A 21,833-nucleotide genomic window follows, 5' to 3' on the forward strand; every position below is an offset into this window, starting at 1 on the left:
CCTATGACCAGCGTGCTCTCCACCGGTACCAGCGCCCTGCTCGCCTTCCAGCGTGCCCTGGCGACCACCAGCCACAACGTAGCCAACATCAATACGGTGGGCTACAGCCGGCAGCGCGTGGACTTCGCCACCGCCGATCCGCAACAGATGGGGTATGGCACCGTAGGCAGCGGCACGCGCATCGCCGACATCCGCCGCGTCGCCGATCAGCTGGCCATTTCGCGCCTGCTGGACGGCAGTGGTGAGCTGGCGAGGTTGAAGCAGCTGTCGACCATGGCGGACCGCGTGGACTCGCTGTTTTCCGAAGCCTCGACGAACGTCGCCGGGGTGTGGTCGAACTTCTTCGACTCGGTCAGCGGGCTGTCGTCCAATGCGTCGGCTACCGCCGACCGGCAGAACGTACTGGACAGCGCCAATACGCTGGCCAACCGCTTCCGCCAGCTCAATACCAGCCTGGACAGCCTGAACAGCGAGGTCAACAACGGCATCAGTGCCGCGGCGACCGAGATCAACCGACTGGCGGCCGAAGTCGCACAGATCAACGGGGCGATCGGCAGCAATGCCGCCAACGCCGCACCGGACCTGCTCGACCGTCGCGACCAGCTGATTGCCAGCCTGGTGGGGTACACCGGCGGCAACGCGGTGATCCAGGACGGCGGCTTCATGAACGTCTACACCGCCGGCGGCCAAGCGCTGGTGGTCGGTGCGACCGCCAGCAGAATCACCACCGTCACCGATGCCTACCAGCCCGAGCGCCTGCAGTTGGCGCTGGAAACCCAGGGCGCGAAGGTGGTGCTGGATTCCAAGGCGCTGGGTGGCCAGGTCGGTGGCCTGATGGAGTTCCGCGAGACCGTGCTGACGCCGGCGCAGGCCGAGCTCGGCAAGCTGGCGATCGGCCTGGCCAGCACTTTCAACGAGACCCATCGCAACGGTGTGGACCTGTACGGCCAGATGGGCACGGACCTGTTCAACATCGGGTCGCCGCGGGTGACCAACAACACCAGCAACACCGGCAGCGCCACGATCCAGGCCAGCTTCGGTGACCTGTCCAAACTGGACGCACAGAACATCGTGCTGCGCTTCGATGGCACCCAGTGGCAGGCCAACCGGGCCGATACCGGCGCCAGCCTGCCGTTGATCGGCAGCGGCAGCGCCGCCGATCCGCTGGTGATCAACGGCGTTGCGCTGGTGGTCGGTGGCACGCCTGCGGCCAATGACCGCTTCCTGCTGCAGCCCACCGCCAACGTGGCCGGCAGCATGAGTGTGGCGATCACCGATCCGTCGCGGCTCGCCGCCGCCGCGCCGATCAAGGGTGCCGCCGCGACTGCCAATACCGGCAGCGGCAAGCTGACCGACGTCAAGGTCGCCGATGCGGCCAACGGCGCGCTGCGCAATCCGGCAGCCATCGTCTTCACCGCCAACAACCAGTACACCATCAACGGTGCCGGCCCCTTCGCCTACACCGCCGGCCAGACCATAAGCGCCAACGGCTGGAGCTTCGTGCTGGATGGGGCGCCCAAGCCGGGCGACACCTTCAACATCACCCCGGTCGGTGCTGGCTCGTCGGACAACAGCAACGCACTGGCACTGGCCAAGGTCGAGAACGCAAAGACCTTCAACAGCGGCACGGTCACCTTGAACGGTGCCCTTGGCGGCCTGACCACCCAGGTCGGCGCGGCCGCCCGCTCGGCGCAGTACTCGCTGGATGCGCAGCAGGTCATCACCGACCAGGCGCAGGCCGCGCGTGATTCGGTGTCCGGGGTGAACCTCGACGAAGAAGCGGCCGACATGCTCCGCCTGCAGCAGGCCTACCAGGCCGCCTCGCAGTTGATCTCCACCGCCGACACCATGTTCCAGACCATCCTCGGAGCCGTCTCGCGATGAATGACCGTATTTCCACCGGGATGATGTTCAGCCAGTCGGTTTCGCTGATGCTGGGCAAGCAGTCCAAGATCAACCACCTGGAACAGCAGATCGCCACCGGCAGCAAGATCGTGTCGGCCAAGGACGATCCGGTCGCTGCCGGCACCGCCGTCGGTCTGGATCGCGTGGTGGCCGGGCTGGAACAGCTCGGCAAGAACGCGAACAACGCACAGAACCGCTTGGGCCTTCAGGAAAACGCGCTGGCCCAGGCCAACGAACTGATGACCCGCGCCGTGGAGCTGACCATCCAGGCGAACACGCCGGTGCCCGGCAACACCGATCTGAAGGCCATCGTCAGCGAACTCAAGACCATCCAGGACAGCCTGCTGTCGCTGGCCAACAGCAAAGACGGCAGCGGACGCTACCTGTTCGGCGGCAGCAACGATTCGGATGCGCCCTTCCTCAAGGCCGGCGGCGTGGTCAGCTACAACGGTGACCAGACCCAGCGCCAGGTGGAAGTGGCACCGGGCCAACTGGTCAACGACGCCCTGCCCGGCAGCGAGATCTTCATGCGCATCCGCACCGGCGACGGCACCGTCGACGCTGGCGCCGCCGCCGGCAACACCGGCAGTGGCCTGCTGACCTCGGTCAGTCGTGACGGCAGCGATGCCTGGACCGGTGGCTCGCTCAACGTGCGCTTCACCGCGGCAGGCGCCGGTGCCTATGAAGTGCTGGATGACGCCGGCGCCGTGGTGGCCACCGGCACCCACGCATCGGGCGAAGACATCGTGGTGGGCGGCGTACGTCTGCGCATCGAGGGGGTGCCCGCTGCGGGCGACAGCTTCGGTGTGGTGGCCTCCAGTTCGCGCGACATCTTCGCCACGCTGGACACCCTGGTGGCCGCGCTGGAATCCGATCCACAGACCGCCGCCGACCGCACCGGCATGCAGAACCTGCTGCAGTCGAGCATGCGCGACATCACCCGCGCGTCGGAAACCATGATCGATGCACGTGCCAAGGGCGGTGCCCAGCTGGCCGCCATCGACGACGCCGCCAGTGCACGCGAAGCCACCGCTGTAACCGTCAAATCCACCCTTTCCACCCTGCGTGATCTGGACTACGCCGATGCCATCGGCCAGTACAAGCTCGAAAACGCGGCCCTGCAGGCCGCGCAGACGATCTTCAGCCAGATGCAGGCGATGTCCCTGTTCAACAGTATCCGCTGACCTTCAACCGGGCGCCCTGAGCGCGCCTCAATCACCTGACCCGAGCAACCCACGGAGACGCCCCATGGCACAGATCATCAATACCAACACGATGTCGCTGAACGCCCAGCGCAACCTTTCCACCAGCGGCAACTCGCTGGCCACCTCGATCCAGCGCCTGTCCTCGGGCCTGCGCATCAACAGTGCGAAGGATGACGCGGCGGGCCTGGCGATCTCCGAGCGCTTCACCACCCAGATCCGCGGCATCAACCAGGCCGCGCGCAATGCCAACGATGGCATTTCGCTGGCACAGACCGCAGAAGGCGCGCTGGGCGAGATCGGCAACAACCTGCAGCGCATCCGTGAGCTGGCCGTACAGGCCCGCAACGCCACCAACTCCGATTCGGACCGCCAAGCGCTGAACGCCGAAGTGCAGCTGCTGAAGTCGGAGATCCAGCGTGTTGCCGAGCAGACCAACTTCAACGGCACCAACCTGCTCAATGGCAGCTTCACCAACCAGGCGTTCCAGATCGGTGCCGACCAGGGGCAGACGATCAACATCTCGCAGATCGCCAATGCCAACACCAATAAACTGGGTAGCTGGACAAGTGCCTCTACGGCCGCCAGCGTCAGCAGCGCCGTGGCAACCGGCGGCGCTGCCGCTGCGATTGCCACGACGTCGGGCCCGTCCGGCGCGTTCACCGATGTCACCGCTGCCGCCGGTGGATTCTCGTTCTCTGTCGGTGGCGTCGAGATCCTTACCGCCGCCGCGGGTGCAACCGTCACCGCCGCACAGGTCACCACCGCACTCGCTGGCAAGGCCGATGCGCTGGCTGCCGCAGGCTTCACCTCCAGCGGCACGGTCGCGGCGGGCACGCTGGCGTTTGCCAAGACCGATGGCAGCGATTTTGATGTGGACGTGACCGGTGCGGGCGCCAACGGCTTTGCCACCGCAGCCTTCAATGCCACACACACCAATGGTACGTCGGCCATCCCGGCCAGCTTCGGCGCAATCACCGCAGGCCAGCTCACGCTGTCCACGGCCGATGGTGCAGGCACGGTCGACATCGTGGTCGGCGCCTCCAAGGATGCCGCCGAGCGCAACACCATGATGGTCAATGCGGTGAATGCCAAGAGCCATGAAACAGGTGTCACCGCCTCGATCATCGATGGCAAGGTGCAGCTGGAATCGAAGACCGGCAACTTCGAGATAGGCGGCAGCCTGACTGCGGACGAACTGGCAGGCGCCGCCGGCTTCACCGCAGGAGACAGCTCGGTAACCGGCAAGTCCTTCCGCGCCGGCTCGGCGCAGACGGGCTTCGCGTCGCTCGACATTTCCTCGCAAGCGGATGCAGACAACGCCATCCTCGCCATGGACGCTGCATTGCAATCGGTCAACTCCTCGCGTGCCGACCTCGGTGCGATCCAGAACCGCTTCAGCTCTACCATTGCCAACCTGACCACCTCGTCGGAGAACATGTCCGCCGCGCGCAGCCGCATCCGCGATGTGGACTACGCTCAGGAAACCGCTGAACTGACCCGCTCGCAGATCCTGCAGCAGGCCGGCACGGCGATGCTGGCCCAGGCCAACCAGGTGCCGCAGAACGTGCTCAGTCTGCTGCAGTCGTAACACTGCCTTGCGCCGGTAGCGCCGAGCCACGCTCGGCGGATTGCCGCAGCGAGCCCAGCATCCAAAGGCCCCGCCAGGCAACTGACGGGGCCTTTTTCCATTCCAGGGTGACTGCCAACAGAAAAAATAATTGACTTGTGGCTAAAGGCTGGGCAGGCAGTGCCGTTATTGATTTCAGCAGCGGCAGCACACCCCCACGGGGGCGCCATTCCACTGCCCCCGAATACCGGCCAGGCTGATCTGCCGGACCCACTGCCAAAAAGGAAACCCGCACCATGGCACAAGTCATCAACACCAACACCATGTCGCTCAATGCCCAGCGCAACCTGAGCACCAGCGGCACGAACCTGGCCACCACCATCCAGCGCCTGTCCTCGGGCCTGCGCATCAACAGCGCCAAGGACGATGCGGCCGGCCTGGCCATCTCCGAGCGTTTCAGCACCCAGATCCGCGGTGCCAACCAGGCTGCCCGCAATGCCAACGACGGCATCTCGCTGGCGCAGACGGCTGAAGGTGCCCTGGGCGAAATCGGCAACAACCTGCAGCGCATGCGTGAGCTGGCCGTGCAGTCCCGCAGCGCCACCAACTCCGATTCGGACCGCCAGGCCCTGAACTCCGAAGTGCAGCTGCTGAAGCAGGAAATCCAGCGCGTCGCCGAGCAGACCAACTTCAACGGCACCAGCCTGCTGGACGGCAAGTTCACCAACCAGGCCTTCCAGATCGGCGCCAACCAGGGCCAGACGATCAACATCTCGCAGATCGCGAACGCCAACATCAGCAAGCTGGGCAGCTGGACCAGCGCGACCAGCGCCGCAAGTTCAACAGGCGTAGTGGCCAACGGCAACGCGGAACCGGCCGTGGCCGCAACGGCTGCAACGAAGACGATGGGCGCCTTCACGGGTGCAGCAGGCGGCGCCGCGGACAGCTCGGTCACCCAAACCTTCACCGCAGGCAGCGCATCGCTGGCCGTGACCGTCACCGGCGCAGCCACCACCGCGACCAATACGGCCGCCGCCTTCGTCACCGCCGGCTTCGGCGCCGATGGCAGCGGCAGCGTGAACGGCTTCAGCCTGAGCCTCGGCGCAGCCACCACCATCGAAGGCGCGATCACGGCCGGTTCGCTGACCGTTAACCGTGCCGATGGCGCCAACTTCACCCGCGCACAGTCCGTCGCAGGTACCGCTTACACCACGGCACCTGCTTTCGCTGGCGCCACCGCCGCGACCACGAACGGCGTCGCAGGCGAAGCAGCCGTTGCTGGCAAGTACGGCGCGGCGAGCTTCACCCTGACCGGCACGATCGACGGCGCCGCTACCTCGGCAGTCAAGATCGACCTGACCGCCGTCGGCAGCGCAGGTGACCGCGCAACGCAGCTGCTGAATGCCGTCAACGCAAAGACCCACGAAACAGGCGTCAGCGCCTCGCTGGTGGAAGGCAAGCTGCAGCTGACCGGCAAGGAAGGCAACTTCACCATCGCTGCTGCCGGCACGACCTCGGCCGATGACCTGCTGCAGGAAACGGGCCTGACCGCTGCGACGACGACCAACTACACCGCAGGCAGCTCGAAGGACGGCTTCGCCGACCTGGACATTTCCTCGGTCGGTGGTGCAGACAATGCCATCCTGGCCATGGACGCAGCGCTGAACTCGGTCAACTCCTCGCGTGCAGACCTCGGCGCCATCCAGAACCGCTTCACCTCGGTCGTCGCCAACCTGAATACCTCCTCGGAGAACATGTCGGCCGCCCGAAGCCGTATCCGCGACGTGGATTACGCCTCGGAAACCGCTGAGCTGACCCGCAACCAGATCCTGCAGCAGGCCGGTACGGCCATGCTGGCCCAGGCCAACCAGTCCAGCCAGAGCGTGCTGAGCCTGCTGGGTTGATTCACGCAGACAGCAACACGTGACACCGGAAAGGGAGCGAAAGCTCCCTTTCTTTTTGGACTCGCCCGGGCTGGCACAGGGCTTGCATGACGGGGCTAAGCGCACTTGCGCTCAAGCTCGCCCTATCGCGGCCGATAGCAGATGCATGGCATCGGCTCGTGCCGTCACTGCACAAGGATTCTCCCATGTCCCTCGGTAGCATTGGTTCTGGACTCGACATCGCCAGCTTCGTGTCCCAGCTCGTCGCCAACGAGCGTGCGCCGAAGCAGAACCAGATCAATACCGCCGGCGTGGCTGCCAGCGCCAAGCTTTCGTCACTGGGCACCATCAAAAGTGGCATGACCGGCCTGCAGACCGCCCTCGGCAACCTGGTCAAGGGCGTTGCCAATCCAGGCATCAAGACGAGCACTCCGACCGAATCCAACTTCACCGCGGTGATCGACACCGCCAGTACCGCTGGCAAGCCCGCAGCGGGCACGCATGAAGTTGAAGTACGTTCGTTGGCGCAGAACCAGAAGCTGAGCTCCAAGGCCTATGAAAAGGACGCGGTGATCGGTGATGGCGCATTGAGCATCGGCTACGGTGACAAGACCATCAATGTCACCATCCCGGCCGGCGCGAAGCTGGCCGAAGTAGCGGCTGCGATCAATTCCGCCGCGGGTGGCAAGGGCGTAACCGCCGCAGTGGTTACCGCTGATGATGGCCAGCATCTGGTGCTCAGCGCCGTGGATTCCGGCACGAAGGGCGCACTGACCGTCAGCACCAGCGGCGGCAACGGTGGCCTGGCCGATCTGGTGCACGATCCGGCCGGCGCATCGAAGATGACCGAGATGGTCGCCGCCAAGGATGCCGTGGTCGTGGTGGACGGTTTCACCCGCACCTCCAGCTCCAACACGGTCACTGACCTGGTGCCCGGCGTCACGCTCACCCTGAGCAAGGCGGAGGAAGGAAAAAAACAGACGCTTACGTTGTCACCGGACAACAGCGTGCTGAAGACCAATCTCAATGCCTTCATCACTGCGTACAACTCGATCCAGAGCACGCTGAAGAGCTCCAGCGCCTACAACGCGGAGACCGGCACGGCCGCGACGCTGACCGGCGATGCGATGGTGCGCGGCCTGCAGCAGCAGTTGCGCAGTTCGCTCAGCGCAAACGTCAACGATCTGAAAGCAATGGGCATGACCATTGCCGCCGACGGCACGCTGAGCCTGGATGCCGCGAAGCTGGACACCGCAATGGCGCAGAACCCGGAAGCGGCGAAGTCACTGTTCGGTGCCGAGGGCAGCATCGGCAAGTCCATGACCGCCCTGCTGAAAAGCAATCTGGATACCACCACGGGCACGATCACCCAGCGCACCAATTCGCTGAACAAGGAGATCAAGGCGCTGGAAAAGCAGCTTGATGACCTGGATGCGCGCATGGAGAACGTATCTCAGCGCTACACGAAACAGTTCACCGCGATGGAAGGCCTCGTGACGCAGATGCAAACCGCGAGCAACACGCTGTCGCAGAACCTGGCCAAGAACAACAGCAGCAGCTGATCCATTCCGCCTCAAGTTCACCGGCCCCACCGCCGATACCATTGAAACACCGGTGCCGTCCCCCGCTCACCTGTTGGGAGCGCAGGCACGATGGCACCCCAGGAGACTGATACATGTACGCCACAAACCGGCAGTTCGCCGAGCAGTACCGCAAGGTCGGCGTCAGCACGTCGGTCGTCGATGCCGACCCGCACAAGCTGGTGGCGCTGCTGCTGTCCGGTGCCTGCGAACGCATCCGCACCGCCGAGGCCGCACTGCAGCGCAACGACCAGGCACGCAAAGGCAAAGCGATCGGCGAAGCCTGCTCGATCGTGGGTCATTTGGACGGCTCGCTGGACCACGAAGCCGGCGGCGAGATCGCAGGCAACCTCTCGGCCCTGTACGAGTTCGTGATCGTGCGGCTCACCGAGGCCAACCTCAACAACGATCCCGTCGCCTTGCAGGACGCGCTGGGACTGATGGTTGAAATCGATTCGGCATGGAGCGCCATTCCTGCCGATCAGCGCCAGATCCGCGGCGCTGGCGCGCCATGAACATCGCCTCGCTGCAGCCACTGCACGCCGCGCTGGACACGCTGGAAGCAGCGCTGCCGGTGGGTGACCATGCCTACAGCGAGCGGCTGATGAGCGAACATCTGCAAGCGGTCGCCGGTCTGTCGATGGCCGTGGAGCGGCCTACCGACGAGGCCATCCACGCCCTGCTGGCCCACCAGGCCAAAGTGATGGGCCGCATGGTGCAGCTGCGCGACGAAGCGGCAGCGCACATCAACCAGGGCAAGCGCTCCCTTCGCGCCGCCCATGCCTACCTGAAGGCAGAATCGCTGGCATGAACGATCCCGCCGCGCCCCTGATCCACCATCCGGCCGAAAGCGAGCTGTTCGACGAGACGCTCAGCTGCGACGTCGACCTGCCCGCCGACTTCCTGCGTGGCAGCGGCGTGGTGCGTGCATCGGTTGCCGAACAGCTGCTGCGCAGCGTGGCACTGGTGGAAGACAGCCGGGCCGAAGACAAGGACGACCGCGGCGAGACCAACCTGGCCCAGCAGCGCATTGAAGCGAAGCTGGACCTGGTGCTGGTGCTGGTGGGCCGTCTGGTGCGCCAGCAGGGTGATGCCCTGCCCCTACGCCCCCTGCGCTGGTCACGGCGCGGCATCCGCCTGCAGCTGGGTCCGCGCAGCGGGGCGGCCATCGGCAGCCAAGGCGTGGTCCGCCTGCAGCCCAGCGACTGGCTCCCTGATCATGTTGATCTGCCGGTCCAGGTGGTAGCCGAGGCAGCCAACGGCGCCGGCGGGCATTACCTGTGGCTGCGTTTCAGCGAACTGGGCGAAGGCCTGGAAATGGCGCTGGAACGCCACCTGTTCCGGATGCACCGGCGACAGATCGCCGACGCCCGCCGTCACCGCTGAGCGCACGCGGCCGGCGCCACAACTGCATCCCGCACGAACCAACCCGGTAGCGCCGAGCCACGCTCGGCGAGCGCAGCGGCGCCGTCCGTCACCCCGCACGCGGCCAGCATTCCGCCGAGCACGGCTCGGCGCTACAACAGCGACCCGCTCGCGGCTGGCATGACAACGGCTCCATACCGTTCCGCGACGGCCGTCGCTGTCCCGGCCTGTCGCTATTGGCTGCCCGGCCCCGGTCCGTTAAGGTGGGCGCTCTCCTGCCCTTAGTTGCTGCCCTTGCGCGTTCTGATCGTCGACGACCACACCCTAGTTCGTGCTGGCTTGGGCCGGCTGCTGCAGGGATTCGCTGACGTGCACGTGGTGGCCGAGGCCAGCAACGCCGAACAGGCCTTGCAGCAGGCCCTGCAGCATGCCCCCGACGTCGTACTGATGGATCTATCCCTGCCCGGTCGCAGCGGGTTGGAAGCACTCAGCGATATTCTGCTGCGGGCCCCTGGCTCACGCGTGGTGATGATGACCATGCACGACGACGCTGCCCACGTGCGCGATGCCCTTGACCGCGGCGCGGTAGGCTTCGTGGTCAAGGATGCGGCGCCGGCCGAACTGGAGCTGGCATTGCGTGCCGCCCATGCCGGACAGGTCTTCCTCAGCCCGCAGATCTCCGCGAAGATGCTCGCCCCGCTGCTGGGAGGCCGGGAAAAGCCGGTCGGCGTCGCTGCCCTCTCGCCGCGCCAGCGCGAGATCCTGCGACGTATCGGCGCCGGCCAGAGCAACAAGGAAATGGCGGCCGACCTCGGCATCAGCGTGAAAACCGTCGAGACCCATCGCGCCCGGATGATGGAATCGCTGGGCTGCCGCCGCGCGAACGATCTGGTGCTGATGGCGGCTCGCCATCAGACCGACCTGGGCTGATCGCCGGCGTCGCTTTCCCGTCACCCCGACAGGATGAGCGTGCCCTAAGGCCGACGCCGCGGTCGCCGGCAACGCACATTCAGGCACTTAGCATCGACACGCGACGGAATTCGGTTGCGCTGTAAGGGTTTTCCTGACGCGGCGTCAGGAGATGCACCAAGGCCCTAAGGAACGCCCCGATTACACCCCGTCGTGCCTACAAGCAAGATGTGTTCCATAACGCGCCGGGGATGGCGACGGGGAATGCAGATGAAAGCCGCACTCAATGTCCAGCTGGGCCAGAACCTCCACCTGACGCCGCAATTGCTGCAGTCGATCCGCCTGTTGCAGCTCAACGGCCTGCAGTTGGAGCAGGAAATCCAGCGCGCTCTGGAAAACAACCCGTTGCTGGAAATCGAAGAGGCCAGCGAATCGGCAGCGGATGGCCCGGCCGGACCGGAGGCCTCGCTGGAGACGGCGGCCTTCGACGAACTGCCAGACAGCGGCATGTGGGACGTGCCCGGCGCGAGCTGGCAGGACGGCGACGATGACCGCATGGCGCGCATCGCTGCCGGACATTCCAGCGATCCCCAGCTGCGCGTGCTGCAATCATTGGCGCTGGAACTGGACGAGCGCGACTTGGCCGTTGCCGCCTTCTGGCTGGAGCATTGCGACGACGCCGGCTATCTGGACGCGCCGCTGGCGCAACTGCACCTGCTGGCCAGCGCCCATCTGGACATCCCGGCCACGGAAGTGGAAGCGGTCCGCCAGCGCCTGCTGCACGGTGACCCGGCCGGCATGGCCGCGCAGGACCTGGCCGAGTGCCTGTTGGCACAGCTGGATGCGCTGCCGGGCACGGTCGCGGCCCGCCATCTGGCACGCCGCATCCTGCGCGGGCCGCTGGATCTGCTCGCCGGCCACGACTACGCCGCATTGGCCAACGCATGCGATGCCGACGTAGCGGACATCTGCGAGGCGGTTCGGCTGATCCTTTCCCTGCAGCCGCGCCCGGGCGACAGCCTGCTGCCGGAAAGCAATGCCACCGTGGTGCCGGATGTCAGTGCCTGGCACGCTGACGGACAGTGGCGGGTCGCCCTGAACACCCGTGGCAGCCGCCGCGTGAGCATCAACCGTGATTATGAACAGGCCTTGGCAGACTGCCCCGACGCCAGCCCGGCGATGCGCGAAATGCTGGCTGAAGCGCGCTGGCTGACCCGCGGGCTGTCGATGCGCCATGACACCCTGCTGCGCACGGCGCGGGTGATCGTGGAGCGGCAGGCCGCCTTCCTGACCCGTGGCGACGAGGCCATGGCACCGCTGACGCTGAAGGAAGTGGCCGATGCGATCGGCATGCACGAATCGACGATTTCGCGCATTACCACCGGAAAATACCTGCAGACCCCGCGCGGCACCTTCGAGTTGAAGCACTTCTTCGCGGTGCGCCTTGAAGGGGCCAGCGTGTCCGGCGCGGCCGTGAAAGCCATGGTGCGCCGCCTGATCGAGTCCGAACCGGCCGGCCGGCCGCTGGCCGATGAGGCGATCGCCGGACTGCTGGCGCGACAAGGGGTGAACATCGCACGCCGGACCGTTGCAAAATACCGGGAACAACTGGACATCGCTCCGGCCCGCGAACGCCGCCGGCAGACCGTCCGGCAACCGCTGATGGCCCGGACGGGCTGAGGACGAACTGGAATGGACAACAAGCTGACCGTGTTGCTGGTGGATGACCACGAGGGTTTCATCAATGCCGCCATGCGCCACTTCCGCAAGGTGGAATGGCTGGCCGTGGTCGGCAGCGCCGGTAACGGCCTGGAAGCCATAGAACGTTCGGAAAGCCTGCGCCCGAAGGTCGTGCTGATGGACCTGGCCATGCCCGAGATGGGCGGACTGCAGGCCACGCGGCTGATCAAATCGCAGGATGACGCGCCGTACATCGTCATCGCCAGCCACTTCGACGATGCCGAACACCGCGAGCACGCCCTGCGCGCCGGTGCCGACAATTTCGTCAGCAAGCTGTCCTATATCCAGGAAGTCATGCCGATTCTGGAAGGGCTGAAGGAAAACTGAGATGAGCGAGTCACGGATCCTGCTGCTGGACAACGATGCCGTCCGCGCCGAGCACACCGTTGCCCTGCTGGAGTTCATGGATTTCAATCCGCGCTGGGTCGCCGACGCGGCGGATTTTTCCACGGGCCGTTACCGCCAGAACGACTGGATGGCGGTGATCGTCGGCGAGTTGGACGACAGTGATTCCAGTGCCTCGCTGTACCAGTGGCTGGGCCAGAGCAGCCTGCCGCCGCCGGTGCTGCTGATCGACGGGGATGCCCCCGCCTTCGCGCGACGCCATGGCCTGCACGAGGCCAATGTGTGGCCGCTGGAAGCGCCGCTGCGCCATGCCCAGATGGAAGCGCTGCTGCGCCGCGCGAGCCTGAAGCGACTGGATGCCGAACACCAGGCCGGCACCGTGCAGGAACAGGGACCCACCGGCACCGGGCCGGCGGTCATCGCGCTGCGGCAGATGATCGAGCAGGTCGCCGCGTTCGACACCACAGTGCTGGTGCTGGGTGAATCCGGCACCGGCAAGGAAGTGGTGTCGCGTGCGATCCACCAGCGTTCGCCGCGCCGCGACGGCCCGTTCGTCGCGATCAACTGCGGCGCGATTCCGCCGGACCTGTTGGAAAGCGAACTGTTCGGTCACGAAAAAGGGGCGTTCACGGGCGCACTGAGCACCCGCAAAGGCCGCTTCGAAATGGCCGAGGGCGGCACGCTGCTGCTGGACGAAATCGGCGATATGAGCCTGCCGATGCAGGTCAAGCTGCTGCGCGTGCTGCAGGAACGCAGCTTCGAGCGCGTGGGTGGGAACGAAACGATCCGCTGCAACGTGCGCGTGATCGCGGCGACCCACCGCGACCTGGAAAGCCGCATTGCCGATGGCAAGTTCCGCGAGGACCTGTTCTATCGGCTCAATGTGTTCCCCATCGACGTACCGGCCCTGCGCGAGCGCCTGGAGGATCTGCCGACGCTGGCAGAAACCATCGCCGGCCAGCTGGCGCGGACCGGGCGCGGCGAAGTGCGCTTCTCCCCCGAAGCCCTGCAGGCGCTGACCGCCTATGCATGGCCGGGCAATGTGCGTGAGCTGACCAACCTGGTGGAGCGCCTGGCCGTGCTGCATCCGGGCGGCACCGTGCGCGTGCAGGACCTGCCGGTGCGCTACCGCGCCGACATCCCGACCGTGGCCACGCCAGCGGCGCCCGTCGCGGCGAATGCGCCGGAAGGTGAAGAGCGCCTGGACCTGCGCAGCTTCTCCTTCCATGCGCCTGGCCAGCACGCCCACGCGGCGCCGGCCGCCCCGGCCGCGTTGCCCGATGATGGCCTGGACTTGCGCAACCACATGGCCAACATCGAACTGGCGCTGATCCATGAAGCGCTGGAACGGACCCAGGGCGTCGTCGCCCACGCCGCCCAGTTGCTCGGCCTGCGCCGTACCACGCTGGTGGAAAAGCTGCGCAAGTACGGCATCGAACGCGATCAGCCGGAAATGACCGGCTGACCGACCCGGTAGCGCCGAGCCACGCTCGGCGAGCGCAGCGGCGCCTTCCGTGACCCCGCACGCGGCCAGCATTCCGCCGAGCACGGCTCGGCGCTACAACGCACACTTTGCATATTTCCTCAGAGCCACGGCCGCCACTGCGCCACACGCTGGACACTCCGCTTCTCTGGAGCCGCCCATGCGCATCCTGCCTTCTGTCCTCGCCTCCTGCCTGCTGGTCCATGCTGCGGTCGCCGCCCCGGCTCAACCGCCCGGCTGCAGCATGCCCAGCAGCATCGACAGCCGCCGCCTGACCAACCTCACCGATCCCCTGTGGCGACCGGACAACCCGAATGCGGGCCGCATGGTGCGGGTCGACTTCAGCGGTGGCCATTACCTGCTCACCGTACTCGGCACGCGCCTGCGCTATCAGGGCACGTACCACTACCAACGGATCGCCGCCAACATCGCCGCGATCGACATGCACGAAGCGTTTGAAGCGGGCGACAGCCATTACCAGTTGCTGCTGACCTGCCAGACCGACCTGCAGGGCCGCTTCGTGTTCACCCAGTTCGACGGTCCCCTCCCACCGAAGCGTCGCCAGAATGGCGGCACGTGGACGCTGCAGCCGCATTGACGGAACGGAGGCGGAAACCCGACGCCGGATTTCCGACGTCTCCTGGGGACAGCGCCTTCAGCGCTCACAGAAAGGCGCTGTCCTCCCCGCCCGACAGACGTTCGGCAAACATTAACGGTTCCGGCACGGCGCTTGCATCGGCATCAGGGCAACTCCCTGTTCCCGTTCCATGGAATCGCGCCACATGAGCCACTCCGTCACCTCGATCCTTTCGCAGATCCGCAGCTTCCAGACGCAGGCCACCCAGCCGCTGTCCAGTCCGCTGTCGGAGATGCCGCGTACCAATGCGATCCCGGGCGGAACCGCCATCGGCGGCCCTGCGCCGACCAGCTTCAGCGATACCCTGCGTGGCGCATTGTCATCGGTGAACGAAGCACAGGCGAAGTCGGGTGGACTGGCGCGTGATTTCGAGCTGGGCGTACCCGGTGCCGACCTGGCCAAGGTCATGATCGCCTCGCAGCAATCGCAGATCGCCTTCCGTGCCACCGTGGAAGTCCGCAACCGTCTCGTCCAGGCTTACCAGGACGTGATGAACATGCCGCTGTAAGGACCGCATCCCATGGCACTCACCCTTTCCAAGGAAGCACTGAACGGCGAGAAGGCCGGCCAGTGGTTTGATCGCCTGCAGAGCCTGCAGATCGCACGCCGCCTCGGCCTGATGGCCATGATCGCGGTCGCCGTCGCCGCCGGCCTGGCGGTGTTCTTCTGGTCGCAGAAGCCCGGCATGGTGCCGCTGTACACCGGCCTGGACCAGAAGGCCACCGCCGAAGCCACCGACCTGCTGCGCGCGGCGCAGATTCCCTTCGAGCTGGATGCGGCCACCGGTGGCATCACCGTGCCGGAGAAGAACCTGCACGATGCGCGGCTGAAGCTGGCCAGCTCCGGCCTGACCGACAACGGACGCCTCGGTTTCGAGCTGATGGAGCGCGATCCTGGCTTCGGCGTCAGCCAGTTCGTGGAAAGCGCCCGCTACCAGCATTCACTGGAAACCGAGCTGTCGCGCACCATCAACACGCTGCGTCCGGTGCGCGATTCGCGCGTGCACCTGGCCATCCCCAAGCCCAGCGCCTTCACCCGCCAGCGCGATGTCGCCAGCGCGTCGGTGGTGCTGGAACTGCGCGGTGGCCAGCAGCTGGAGCGCGGTCAGGTCGACGCGATCGTGCACATGGTCGCCGCCAGCATCCCCGACCTCACCCCGGAACGCGTGACCGTGGTCGACCAGAGTGGGCGCATGCTGAGCGTGTCCGATCCGAACAGCGAAGCGGCCTTGAATGCGGCACAGTTCGAGCAGGTACGCCGCCAGGAAACCTCGTTCAACCAGCGCATCCGTGAGCTGCTGGAGCCGATGACCGGCCCGGGGCGGGTCAAACCGGAAGTCAGCGTGGCGATGGACTTTTCCACCACCGAAGAAGCCCGCGAGCTCTACAACGGCGAGCCGGCCAAGGTGCGCAGTGAGCAGACCAGCGAAAATTCCACCGCCGCAACCGGTCCGCAGGGCGTGCCAGGGGCTGCCAGCAATGCACCGCCGGGACAGCCCGCGCCTGCGGCGGCGACGGCAGCGCCGACCGAAACCTCGCGCAACGCCACCCGCAACTACGAACTGGACCGCACCCTGCAGCACACCCGCCAACCTGCCGGACGCATCGAGCGCGTGTCGGTGGCGGTACTGCTGGACAACGTCCCGCGTCCCGGTGCCAATGGCAAGGTGACCGAGCAGGCGCTATCGGCCGCCGAACTCACCCGCATCGAGGGCCTGGTGAAGCAGGCGGTCGGCTTCAATGCCGAGCGCGGCGACACGGTGTCAGTGATGAACGCGCCCTTCGTGCGTGAAGTCATTCCGGTGGAAGGTCCCAAGTGGTGGGAGCTGCCGTGGGTGCAGGATGGCCTGCGCCTGCTGCTGGGTGCGGTGGTCGTGCTGGCCCTGTTGTTCGGCGTGCTGCGTCCGGCACTGCGCGCGATCAGCGGCAACGGCCCGCGCCCGGCACAGCTCGGACAGGATCCGCTGACCGCCGACGTGCAGTTGGTGGACGATGACATGGACCTGCCCGCGCTGGAGCGTGACCGCAGCAGCCTCGGCAGCGTACCGCTGGCCCTGCCGGTGGATTCCTATGAAGAGCGCCTGCGCATGGCACGCGAAGCAGTGAAAACCGATTCCAAGCGCGTCGCGCAGGTCGTCAAGGGGTGGGTGGCGCATGAATGAGGTGCCGATCAGCGGCGTACAGCGCGCGGCTATCCTGCTGCTTTCCCTGGGTGAGCAGGAAGCCGCCGACGTGCTGCGCCACATGGAGCCCAAGGAGGTGCAGAAGATCGGCATCGCCATGGCGACCATGAGCAATGTCACCCGCGAGCAGGTAGAAGGCGTGATGGACAGCTTCAACAACGAGCTGACCTCCAAGACCTCCCTCGGTGTCGGCTCGGACGACTACATCCGCAACATGCTGGTGCAGGCACTGGGCAGCGAGAAAGCCAGCAGCCTGATCGACCGCATCCTGCTCGGACGCAACACGACGGGCCTGGATGCGCTGAAGTGGATGGATCCGCGCGCGGTCGCCGACCTGGTGCGCAACGAACACCCGCAGATCATCGCCATCGTCATGGCCCACCTGGAAACCGACCAGGCCGCCGATGCGCTGAAGCTGTTGCCGGAGCGCACCCGCGTGGACGTACTGCTGCGCATCGCCACGCTGGACGGCATCCCGCCCAACGCGCTCAATGAGCTCAACGAAATCATGGAACGCCAGTTCTCCGGCAACCAGAACCTGAAGTCGTCGAATATCGGCGGCGTGCAGGTGGCCGCCAACATCCTGAACTTCATGGACAGCGGACAGGACCAGGTCATCCTGGGCGAGATCGCACGCGTGGATGCCTCGCTCAGCGGGCGCATCCAGGAAATGATGTTCGTCTTCGACGACCTGGTCGACCTGGACGACCGCGAGATGCAGCTGGTGCTGCGCGAAGTGAGCGGCGAACGGCTGGGCCTGGCCCTGCGCGGTGCGGACATCAAGGTGCGCGACAAGATCACCCGCAACATGTCCCAGCGCGCGGCGGAGATCCTGCTGGAAGACATGGAAGCGCGCGGTCCGGTACGCCTGTCCGACGTGGAAGGGGCGCAGCGCGAGATCCTTGCCATCGTCAAGCGCATGGCCGATGAGGGCACGGTCGCCCTCGGTGGCAGCGCGGAGGCCATGCTGTGAACACGGCCATCCGCTGGAATGCACCCGACCTGCTGGCCGATGCGCAGCCGCTGCTCGACGAGCACCTGCTGCAGGGCGAGCCGGAGCACGAACCGGAGCCGCTGCTGCAGCCCCCTACCCTGGAAGAAATCCAGGCCATCCAGGACAGCGCCGAGAAAGAAGGTTTCAGCCATGGGCATGCCGAAGGCTTTGCCCAGGGCCAGGCCGAGGTGCGCCGCGTCGTCGCACAGATCGAGGGCATCCTGGACAACTTCAGCCGCCCCTTGGTGCGTCTGGAAAACGAAGCCGTCGCCGCGCTCGGCGAGCTGGCCGTGCGCATTGCCGGCAGCCTGGTCGGACGCGCGTACGAAGTGGATCCGGAGCTGCTGGCGCAGCTGGTCGCAGAAGGCGTTGACGCCGTCGGTGGCAGCAGCCGCGAGGTGGAAGTGCGCCTGCATCCGGATGACATCGCCGCCCTCGCCCCCCTGCTCACCTTGTCACCGCAGCAGCGTCTGGTGCCCGACCCCGCGCTGGGCCGTGGCGACCTGCGCGTCCACGCGGAGAGCGTGCGCATCGACGGCACGCTGGAGGCCCGCCTGCGCGGTGCGCTGGACAAAGTGATGCGACAAGTAGGAGCCGGCGCATGAGCACGATCGATCTGCCGCTGCCGCCGGAATGGACCGGTGCACGCAACCTGCGCCTCGGTGCCCGCCTGGACGCTTTGAAGTTCGACACGCTGCACGGGCGCGGACTCATCCGCGAGGGTGTACTGCGTCGCGCCGTGGGCCTGACCCTCGAAGCTGTCGGCTGCGAAGCGCCGCTGGGCGCCAGCTGCAAGGTGGAAGTGGACGGCGGCTGGGTGGACTCGGAAGTGGTCGGGTTCGCCGGCGATCGCACCTACCTGATGCCCAGCGCCGAACTGCACGGCCTGCTGCCCAATGCGCGGGTGGTGCCTTCGCTGCGCCGTGGTGGCGGCGTGGACGTGGGCGAAGGCCTGCTGGGGCGTGTCATCGACAGTGATGGTGTGCCGCTGGACGGAAAGGGACCCATCCGCGCGGAGGGCTCGGTGGGCATGGCCGGCGTGTCGATGAACCCACTCGCCCGCGAACCGATCACCCAGCCACTGGATGTCGGCGTGCGCGCGATCAACGCATTGCTGCCGATCGGCCGCGGCCAGCGCGTGGGCCTGTTCGCCGGCTCCGGTGTGGGTAAGTCAACGCTGCTGGGCATGATGACCCGCTTCACCTCGGCAGACGTCATCGTGGTCGGCCTGATCGGTGAACGTGGCCGCGAAGTCCGTGATTTCGTCGAATCCACCTTGGGCGAAGAGGGCCTGCGCCGCGCGGTGGTCGTGGCTGCACCCGCCGACCGTCCGCCGCTGGCACGCCTGCATGGCGCCTACCGTGCTACCGCCATCGCCGAGTGGTACCGCGACCAGGGCCTGAACGTTTTGCTGCTGATGGATTCCCTGACCCGCTTCGCCCAGGCCCAGCGTGAGATCGGTCTGTCCGTTGGCGAACCGCCGACCACCCGCGGCTATCCGCCCTCGGTGTTCGCCAAGCTGCCGGCACTGGTCGAACGGGCCGGCAACGGGGCCAAGGGCCGCGGCTCCATCACCGCGTTCTACACCGTGCTGACCGAAGGCGATGATCCGCAGGATCCGATCGCCGATGCCGCGCGCGCCATTCTCGACGGTCATATCCTGCTCTCGCGGCGGGTGGCCGACAGCGGCCTGTACCCGGCAATCGACGTGGAATCATCGGTCAGCCGCGTGGTCACGGAAATCGCCGATGAAGCCTGGCGCCTGCGCATCCGCAAGTTGAAGCGGCTGGTCTCGGCCTATTCGTCCAATCGCGACCTGATCGCGATCGGCGCCTACCAGCGCGGCAACGATGCGGCGACGGACGAAGCGTTGGAGCGCTGGCCCGAGATCGTCGAGTTCCTCGGCCAGGACGTCGCCAAGGCGGCCGACCTTCCCCACAGCCAGGCCGCCCTCAAGCGCCTGGTGGAACCGGAGCACGCGGCATGATGCAATCAAAGCGTATCGATCCGCTGCTCAAGCGCGCGCAGGAAAAAGAAGACACCGTGGCGCGCGAGCTGGCTGACCGCCAGCGCACCCTGGACACGCATCTTTCGCGACTGGACGAACTGCGGCGCTATGCCGATGAGTACGCCAATGCGCAGATGGCCGCGACCAGCCCGGCACAACTATTGAATCGTCGCGCCTTCCTGGACCGGCTGGACAGTGCGGTCACCCAGCAGACCCAGAACGTGGACAGCAACCGCGAGAGAGTGGAAGCCGAACGCGCGCGCCTGCTGCTTGCCAGCCGTGACAAGAAGGTGCTTGAGCAGCTGGCGGCCAGTTATCGCGCGCAGGAACAGCAGGTCGCCGAAAAGCGCACCCAGCGCGAGATGGACGATCTCGGCGCCCGGCGATCCCGCCTGCAGCAGGTCGCAGACCCCGATTCCGGGGTGCAGTCGTGATGGCGCCGACGTTGGGGGGCAGTACCGCTGGAACCGCAGTGGCCGCTGCGGGCACGTCGCCGCGCGGCAACGCACCGCGCGGCAAGGACGGCGCCGACGGATTCGACCGCATGCTGCAGCAGGCGGACAGCCCCTCGCGTCCACCACGGTCCCAGCAGAACGCGAACGCCGACACGCCGTCCGACACCACCGCGACCCGCAAGGACCGCCCGTCTTCAGCACAGGACGGCGGCACCCGTGAGCCCAGCCCGGATGAGGTGGCAGACACCGAAGCCGCCGTCAGCCCGGCGGCCCAACCTGACGGTGTCGAGCATCGTGATGACGTGCCTGAGTGGCCGCCCGCCGGCTTGGCCGGCCTGCTGCTGTCGATGCCGCCGGCCGCCACGGAAGCGTCCGCCGCACTCACCAGCCCGTCGACCTCCACTGCCGCGATGACATCCCCGGCCATGGCATCGCCGGCACTGCCGATCGCCGCCGCAGCCCCCTCCGCCGGATTTGCCGTCGCCGTGGACGCGGAAGCCGGCGATGCCGAACTGCCTGCCGACCTGATGGATGCCCTCATGGCCTCGGGCGGCACGGACGAGGCCGCGGCCAGCGACGACACGGCTACCACACCCGGCCTGCTGTTCGGCCTGTCCTCACTGCAGGCGATGCGCACCGGCAGCGAACCCGCCGTGGCGCGCATGAGCGATCCGAATCCGACGCCGGTGCTGGGCCAGGACGGCTTCGACGACGCCGTCAGTGCCAAGGTGGGTTGGCTGGCCGAGCAGAAGATCGGCCACGCCCACATCCGCATCAGTCCCGATGACATGGGGGCGATCGACGTGCGCCTGCAGATGGACGGCGACAAGGTCCACGCCAGTTTCAGCAGTCCGCATGTAGAAGTCCGCCACGCGCTCGAAAGCAGCCTGCCGCGGCTGCGCGAACTGCTGGGTGAGCAAGGCTTCCAGCTGGCCCACGCCGATGTCGGCCATCAGCCGCAGGGCGAGCCGGGCCAGGGTGAGCAGCGGAGCAACGTCACCGGCGAAGGACGCGAAGCCGAGCGCGGCATCGCAGAGGTCACGCTTTCCAGCGCCCAGCTGATCCGCCAGCGGGGCCTGCTCGACGTCCACGCGTGACGGATTACCGCCGCCAGTAATCCGTCGCGGCGAACGGCTGAGCCCCTCGTGGTGGGTCGTCAGAAGCGGTTTACGTGGGTTGGGCCGGGCGGTGGAGCTGTTCGGGGGACGGGTCCACGTCATCGCATTCGCGCTGCCGCTCCCACGATTTGCTGCGCAAACCATGGGCCCCCCTTCACCAGCACCCACACCCCGCCGCTGTCGCGGCCGCCCCTGACTCAGGGGCTCCCTCCACCCGATAGGTCAACGGGGCCTGCGGTAGCGCCGAGCCGTGCTCGGCGGAATGTTCCCGCCAACGGCCCGCTGCGCTCGCCGACCATGGGTCGGCGCTACCGCTTTTCTTTTTTCTTTTTACGTGGCGGGACGCGCGCGCGGACTGTCAGGGCCGGGCGGGAGGGATTGGTGGGGGCGTTGAGCGCCAAGGATGGCGCGAAACGAGGCCCGCATGGATGCAGTTTTTGCCGTCCCCCACCAACCC

The 21,833-nt window shown here is 66.6% G+C and carries 20 protein-coding genes; all 20 read left to right on the forward strand.

The genetic code is table 11. The annotated features are described in order from the left end of the window. Positions 1-3 precede the first annotated feature (3 nt). The 20 genes from flgK (at position 4) to ABRP17_RS00625 (ending at position 21,355) form a co-directional block, all read left to right on the forward strand. Entirely contained in the window at positions 4-1,884 is a 1,881-nt protein-coding gene (gene flgK, locus ABRP17_RS00530; RefSeq protein ID WP_349986570.1) for a flagellar hook-associated protein FlgK, read from the forward strand. After that, on the forward strand, positions 1,881-3,089 hold the full coding sequence (flgL, locus tag ABRP17_RS00535) for a flagellar hook-associated protein FlgL (RefSeq protein WP_349986572.1): 1,209 nt from the start codon (positions 1,881-1,883) through the stop codon (positions 3,087-3,089). The genes flgK and flgL overlap by 4 nt, the downstream gene beginning before the upstream one ends. Positions 3,090-3,153: 64 nt before the next feature. Further along, positions 3,154-4,698: a flagellin gene (locus ABRP17_RS00540; RefSeq protein ID WP_349986573.1), complete on the forward strand. Its 1,545-nt coding sequence runs from the start codon at positions 3,154-3,156 to the stop codon at positions 4,696-4,698. A 275-nt stretch (positions 4,699-4,973) separates the two neighbouring features. Further along, complete coding sequence (locus ABRP17_RS00545) at positions 4,974-6,581, forward strand: flagellin (RefSeq protein WP_349986575.1); 1,608 nt, start codon at positions 4,974-4,976, stop codon at positions 6,579-6,581. A gap of 185 nt (positions 6,582-6,766) precedes the next feature. Continuing rightward, positions 6,767-8,122 carry a flagellar filament capping protein FliD gene (fliD, locus tag ABRP17_RS00550; RefSeq protein ID WP_349986576.1) on the forward strand — a complete coding sequence of 452 codons (1,356 nt, stop codon included), beginning with the start codon at positions 6,767-6,769 and terminating at the stop codon, positions 8,120-8,122. Between the two features lie 113 nt (positions 8,123-8,235). Beyond that, on the forward strand, positions 8,236-8,655 hold the full coding sequence (gene fliS / locus ABRP17_RS00555) for a flagellar export chaperone FliS (protein ID WP_188324105.1): 420 nt from the start codon (positions 8,236-8,238) through the stop codon (positions 8,653-8,655). Beyond that, positions 8,652-8,951, forward strand: coding sequence for a hypothetical protein (locus ABRP17_RS00560; protein ID WP_188324106.1), 300 nt, complete (start codon positions 8,652-8,654; stop codon positions 8,949-8,951). The genes fliS and ABRP17_RS00560 overlap by 4 nt, the downstream gene beginning before the upstream one ends. Beyond that, positions 8,948-9,526, forward strand: a complete 579-nt coding sequence (locus ABRP17_RS00565; RefSeq protein WP_192093677.1) for a PilZ domain-containing protein — start codon at positions 8,948-8,950, stop codon at positions 9,524-9,526. Before ABRP17_RS00560 ends, ABRP17_RS00565 begins: the two co-directional genes overlap by 4 nt. A 273-nt stretch (positions 9,527-9,799) precedes the next feature. Next, the gene (locus ABRP17_RS00570) at positions 9,800-10,435 is read left to right on the forward strand and encodes a response regulator transcription factor (RefSeq protein WP_188324108.1); all 636 of its coding nucleotides are present in this window, start codon (positions 9,800-9,802) and stop codon (positions 10,433-10,435) included. Positions 10,436-10,684: 249 nt separating this feature from the next. Then, a complete protein-coding gene (gene rpoN, locus ABRP17_RS00575; protein WP_349986578.1) occupies positions 10,685-12,094 on the forward strand; it encodes an RNA polymerase factor sigma-54 in 1,410 nt (469 codons plus the stop codon). Positions 12,095-12,106: 12 nt separating this feature from the next. After that, positions 12,107-12,481 (forward strand): response regulator transcription factor, encoded by a 375-nt coding sequence (locus ABRP17_RS00580; protein WP_188324109.1) that lies wholly within the window; start codon positions 12,107-12,109, stop codon positions 12,479-12,481. Between the two features lies 1 nt (position 12,482). Then, positions 12,483-13,964: a sigma-54 dependent transcriptional regulator gene (locus ABRP17_RS00585; protein ID WP_188324110.1), complete on the forward strand. Its 1,482-nt coding sequence runs from the start codon at positions 12,483-12,485 to the stop codon at positions 13,962-13,964. A gap of 178 nt (positions 13,965-14,142) precedes the next feature. After that, entirely contained in the window at positions 14,143-14,580 is a 438-nt protein-coding gene (locus ABRP17_RS00590) for a hypothetical protein (RefSeq protein ID WP_349986106.1), read from the forward strand. A gap of 184 nt (positions 14,581-14,764) precedes the next feature. Further along, positions 14,765-15,127, forward strand: coding sequence for a flagellar hook-basal body complex protein FliE (gene fliE, locus ABRP17_RS00595; protein ID WP_188324112.1), 363 nt, complete (start codon positions 14,765-14,767; stop codon positions 15,125-15,127). 12 nt (positions 15,128-15,139) lie between these two features. Beyond that, entirely contained in the window at positions 15,140-16,780 is a 1,641-nt protein-coding gene (gene fliF, locus ABRP17_RS00600; protein ID WP_188324113.1) for a flagellar basal-body MS-ring/collar protein FliF, read from the forward strand. 7 nt (positions 16,781-16,787) lie between these two features. After that, on the forward strand, positions 16,788-17,774 hold the full coding sequence (gene fliG / locus ABRP17_RS00605) for a flagellar motor switch protein FliG (RefSeq protein WP_188327283.1): 987 nt from the start codon (positions 16,788-16,790) through the stop codon (positions 17,772-17,774). Then, on the forward strand, positions 17,771-18,400 hold the full coding sequence (locus ABRP17_RS00610; protein ID WP_349986105.1) for a FliH/SctL family protein: 630 nt from the start codon (positions 17,771-17,773) through the stop codon (positions 18,398-18,400). The genes fliG and ABRP17_RS00610 overlap by 4 nt, the downstream gene beginning before the upstream one ends. Beyond that, positions 18,397-19,782 (forward strand): FliI/YscN family ATPase, encoded by a 1,386-nt coding sequence (locus tag ABRP17_RS00615; protein WP_188324114.1) that lies wholly within the window; start codon positions 18,397-18,399, stop codon positions 19,780-19,782. The genes ABRP17_RS00610 and ABRP17_RS00615 overlap by 4 nt, the downstream gene beginning before the upstream one ends. Next, positions 19,779-20,237, forward strand: coding sequence for a flagellar export protein FliJ (fliJ, locus tag ABRP17_RS00620; RefSeq protein WP_349986104.1), 459 nt, complete (start codon positions 19,779-19,781; stop codon positions 20,235-20,237). The genes ABRP17_RS00615 and fliJ overlap by 4 nt, the downstream gene beginning before the upstream one ends. Next, positions 20,237-21,355, forward strand: a complete 1,119-nt coding sequence (locus tag ABRP17_RS00625) for a flagellar hook-length control protein FliK (protein ID WP_349986102.1) — start codon at positions 20,237-20,239, stop codon at positions 21,353-21,355. Before fliJ ends, ABRP17_RS00625 begins: the two co-directional genes overlap by 1 nt. Positions 21,356-21,833 lie beyond the last annotated feature (478 nt).

Source organism: Stenotrophomonas sp. WHRI 8082, from assembly GCF_040223995.2.
Taxonomy (GTDB): domain Bacteria; phylum Pseudomonadota; class Gammaproteobacteria; order Xanthomonadales; family Xanthomonadaceae; genus Stenotrophomonas.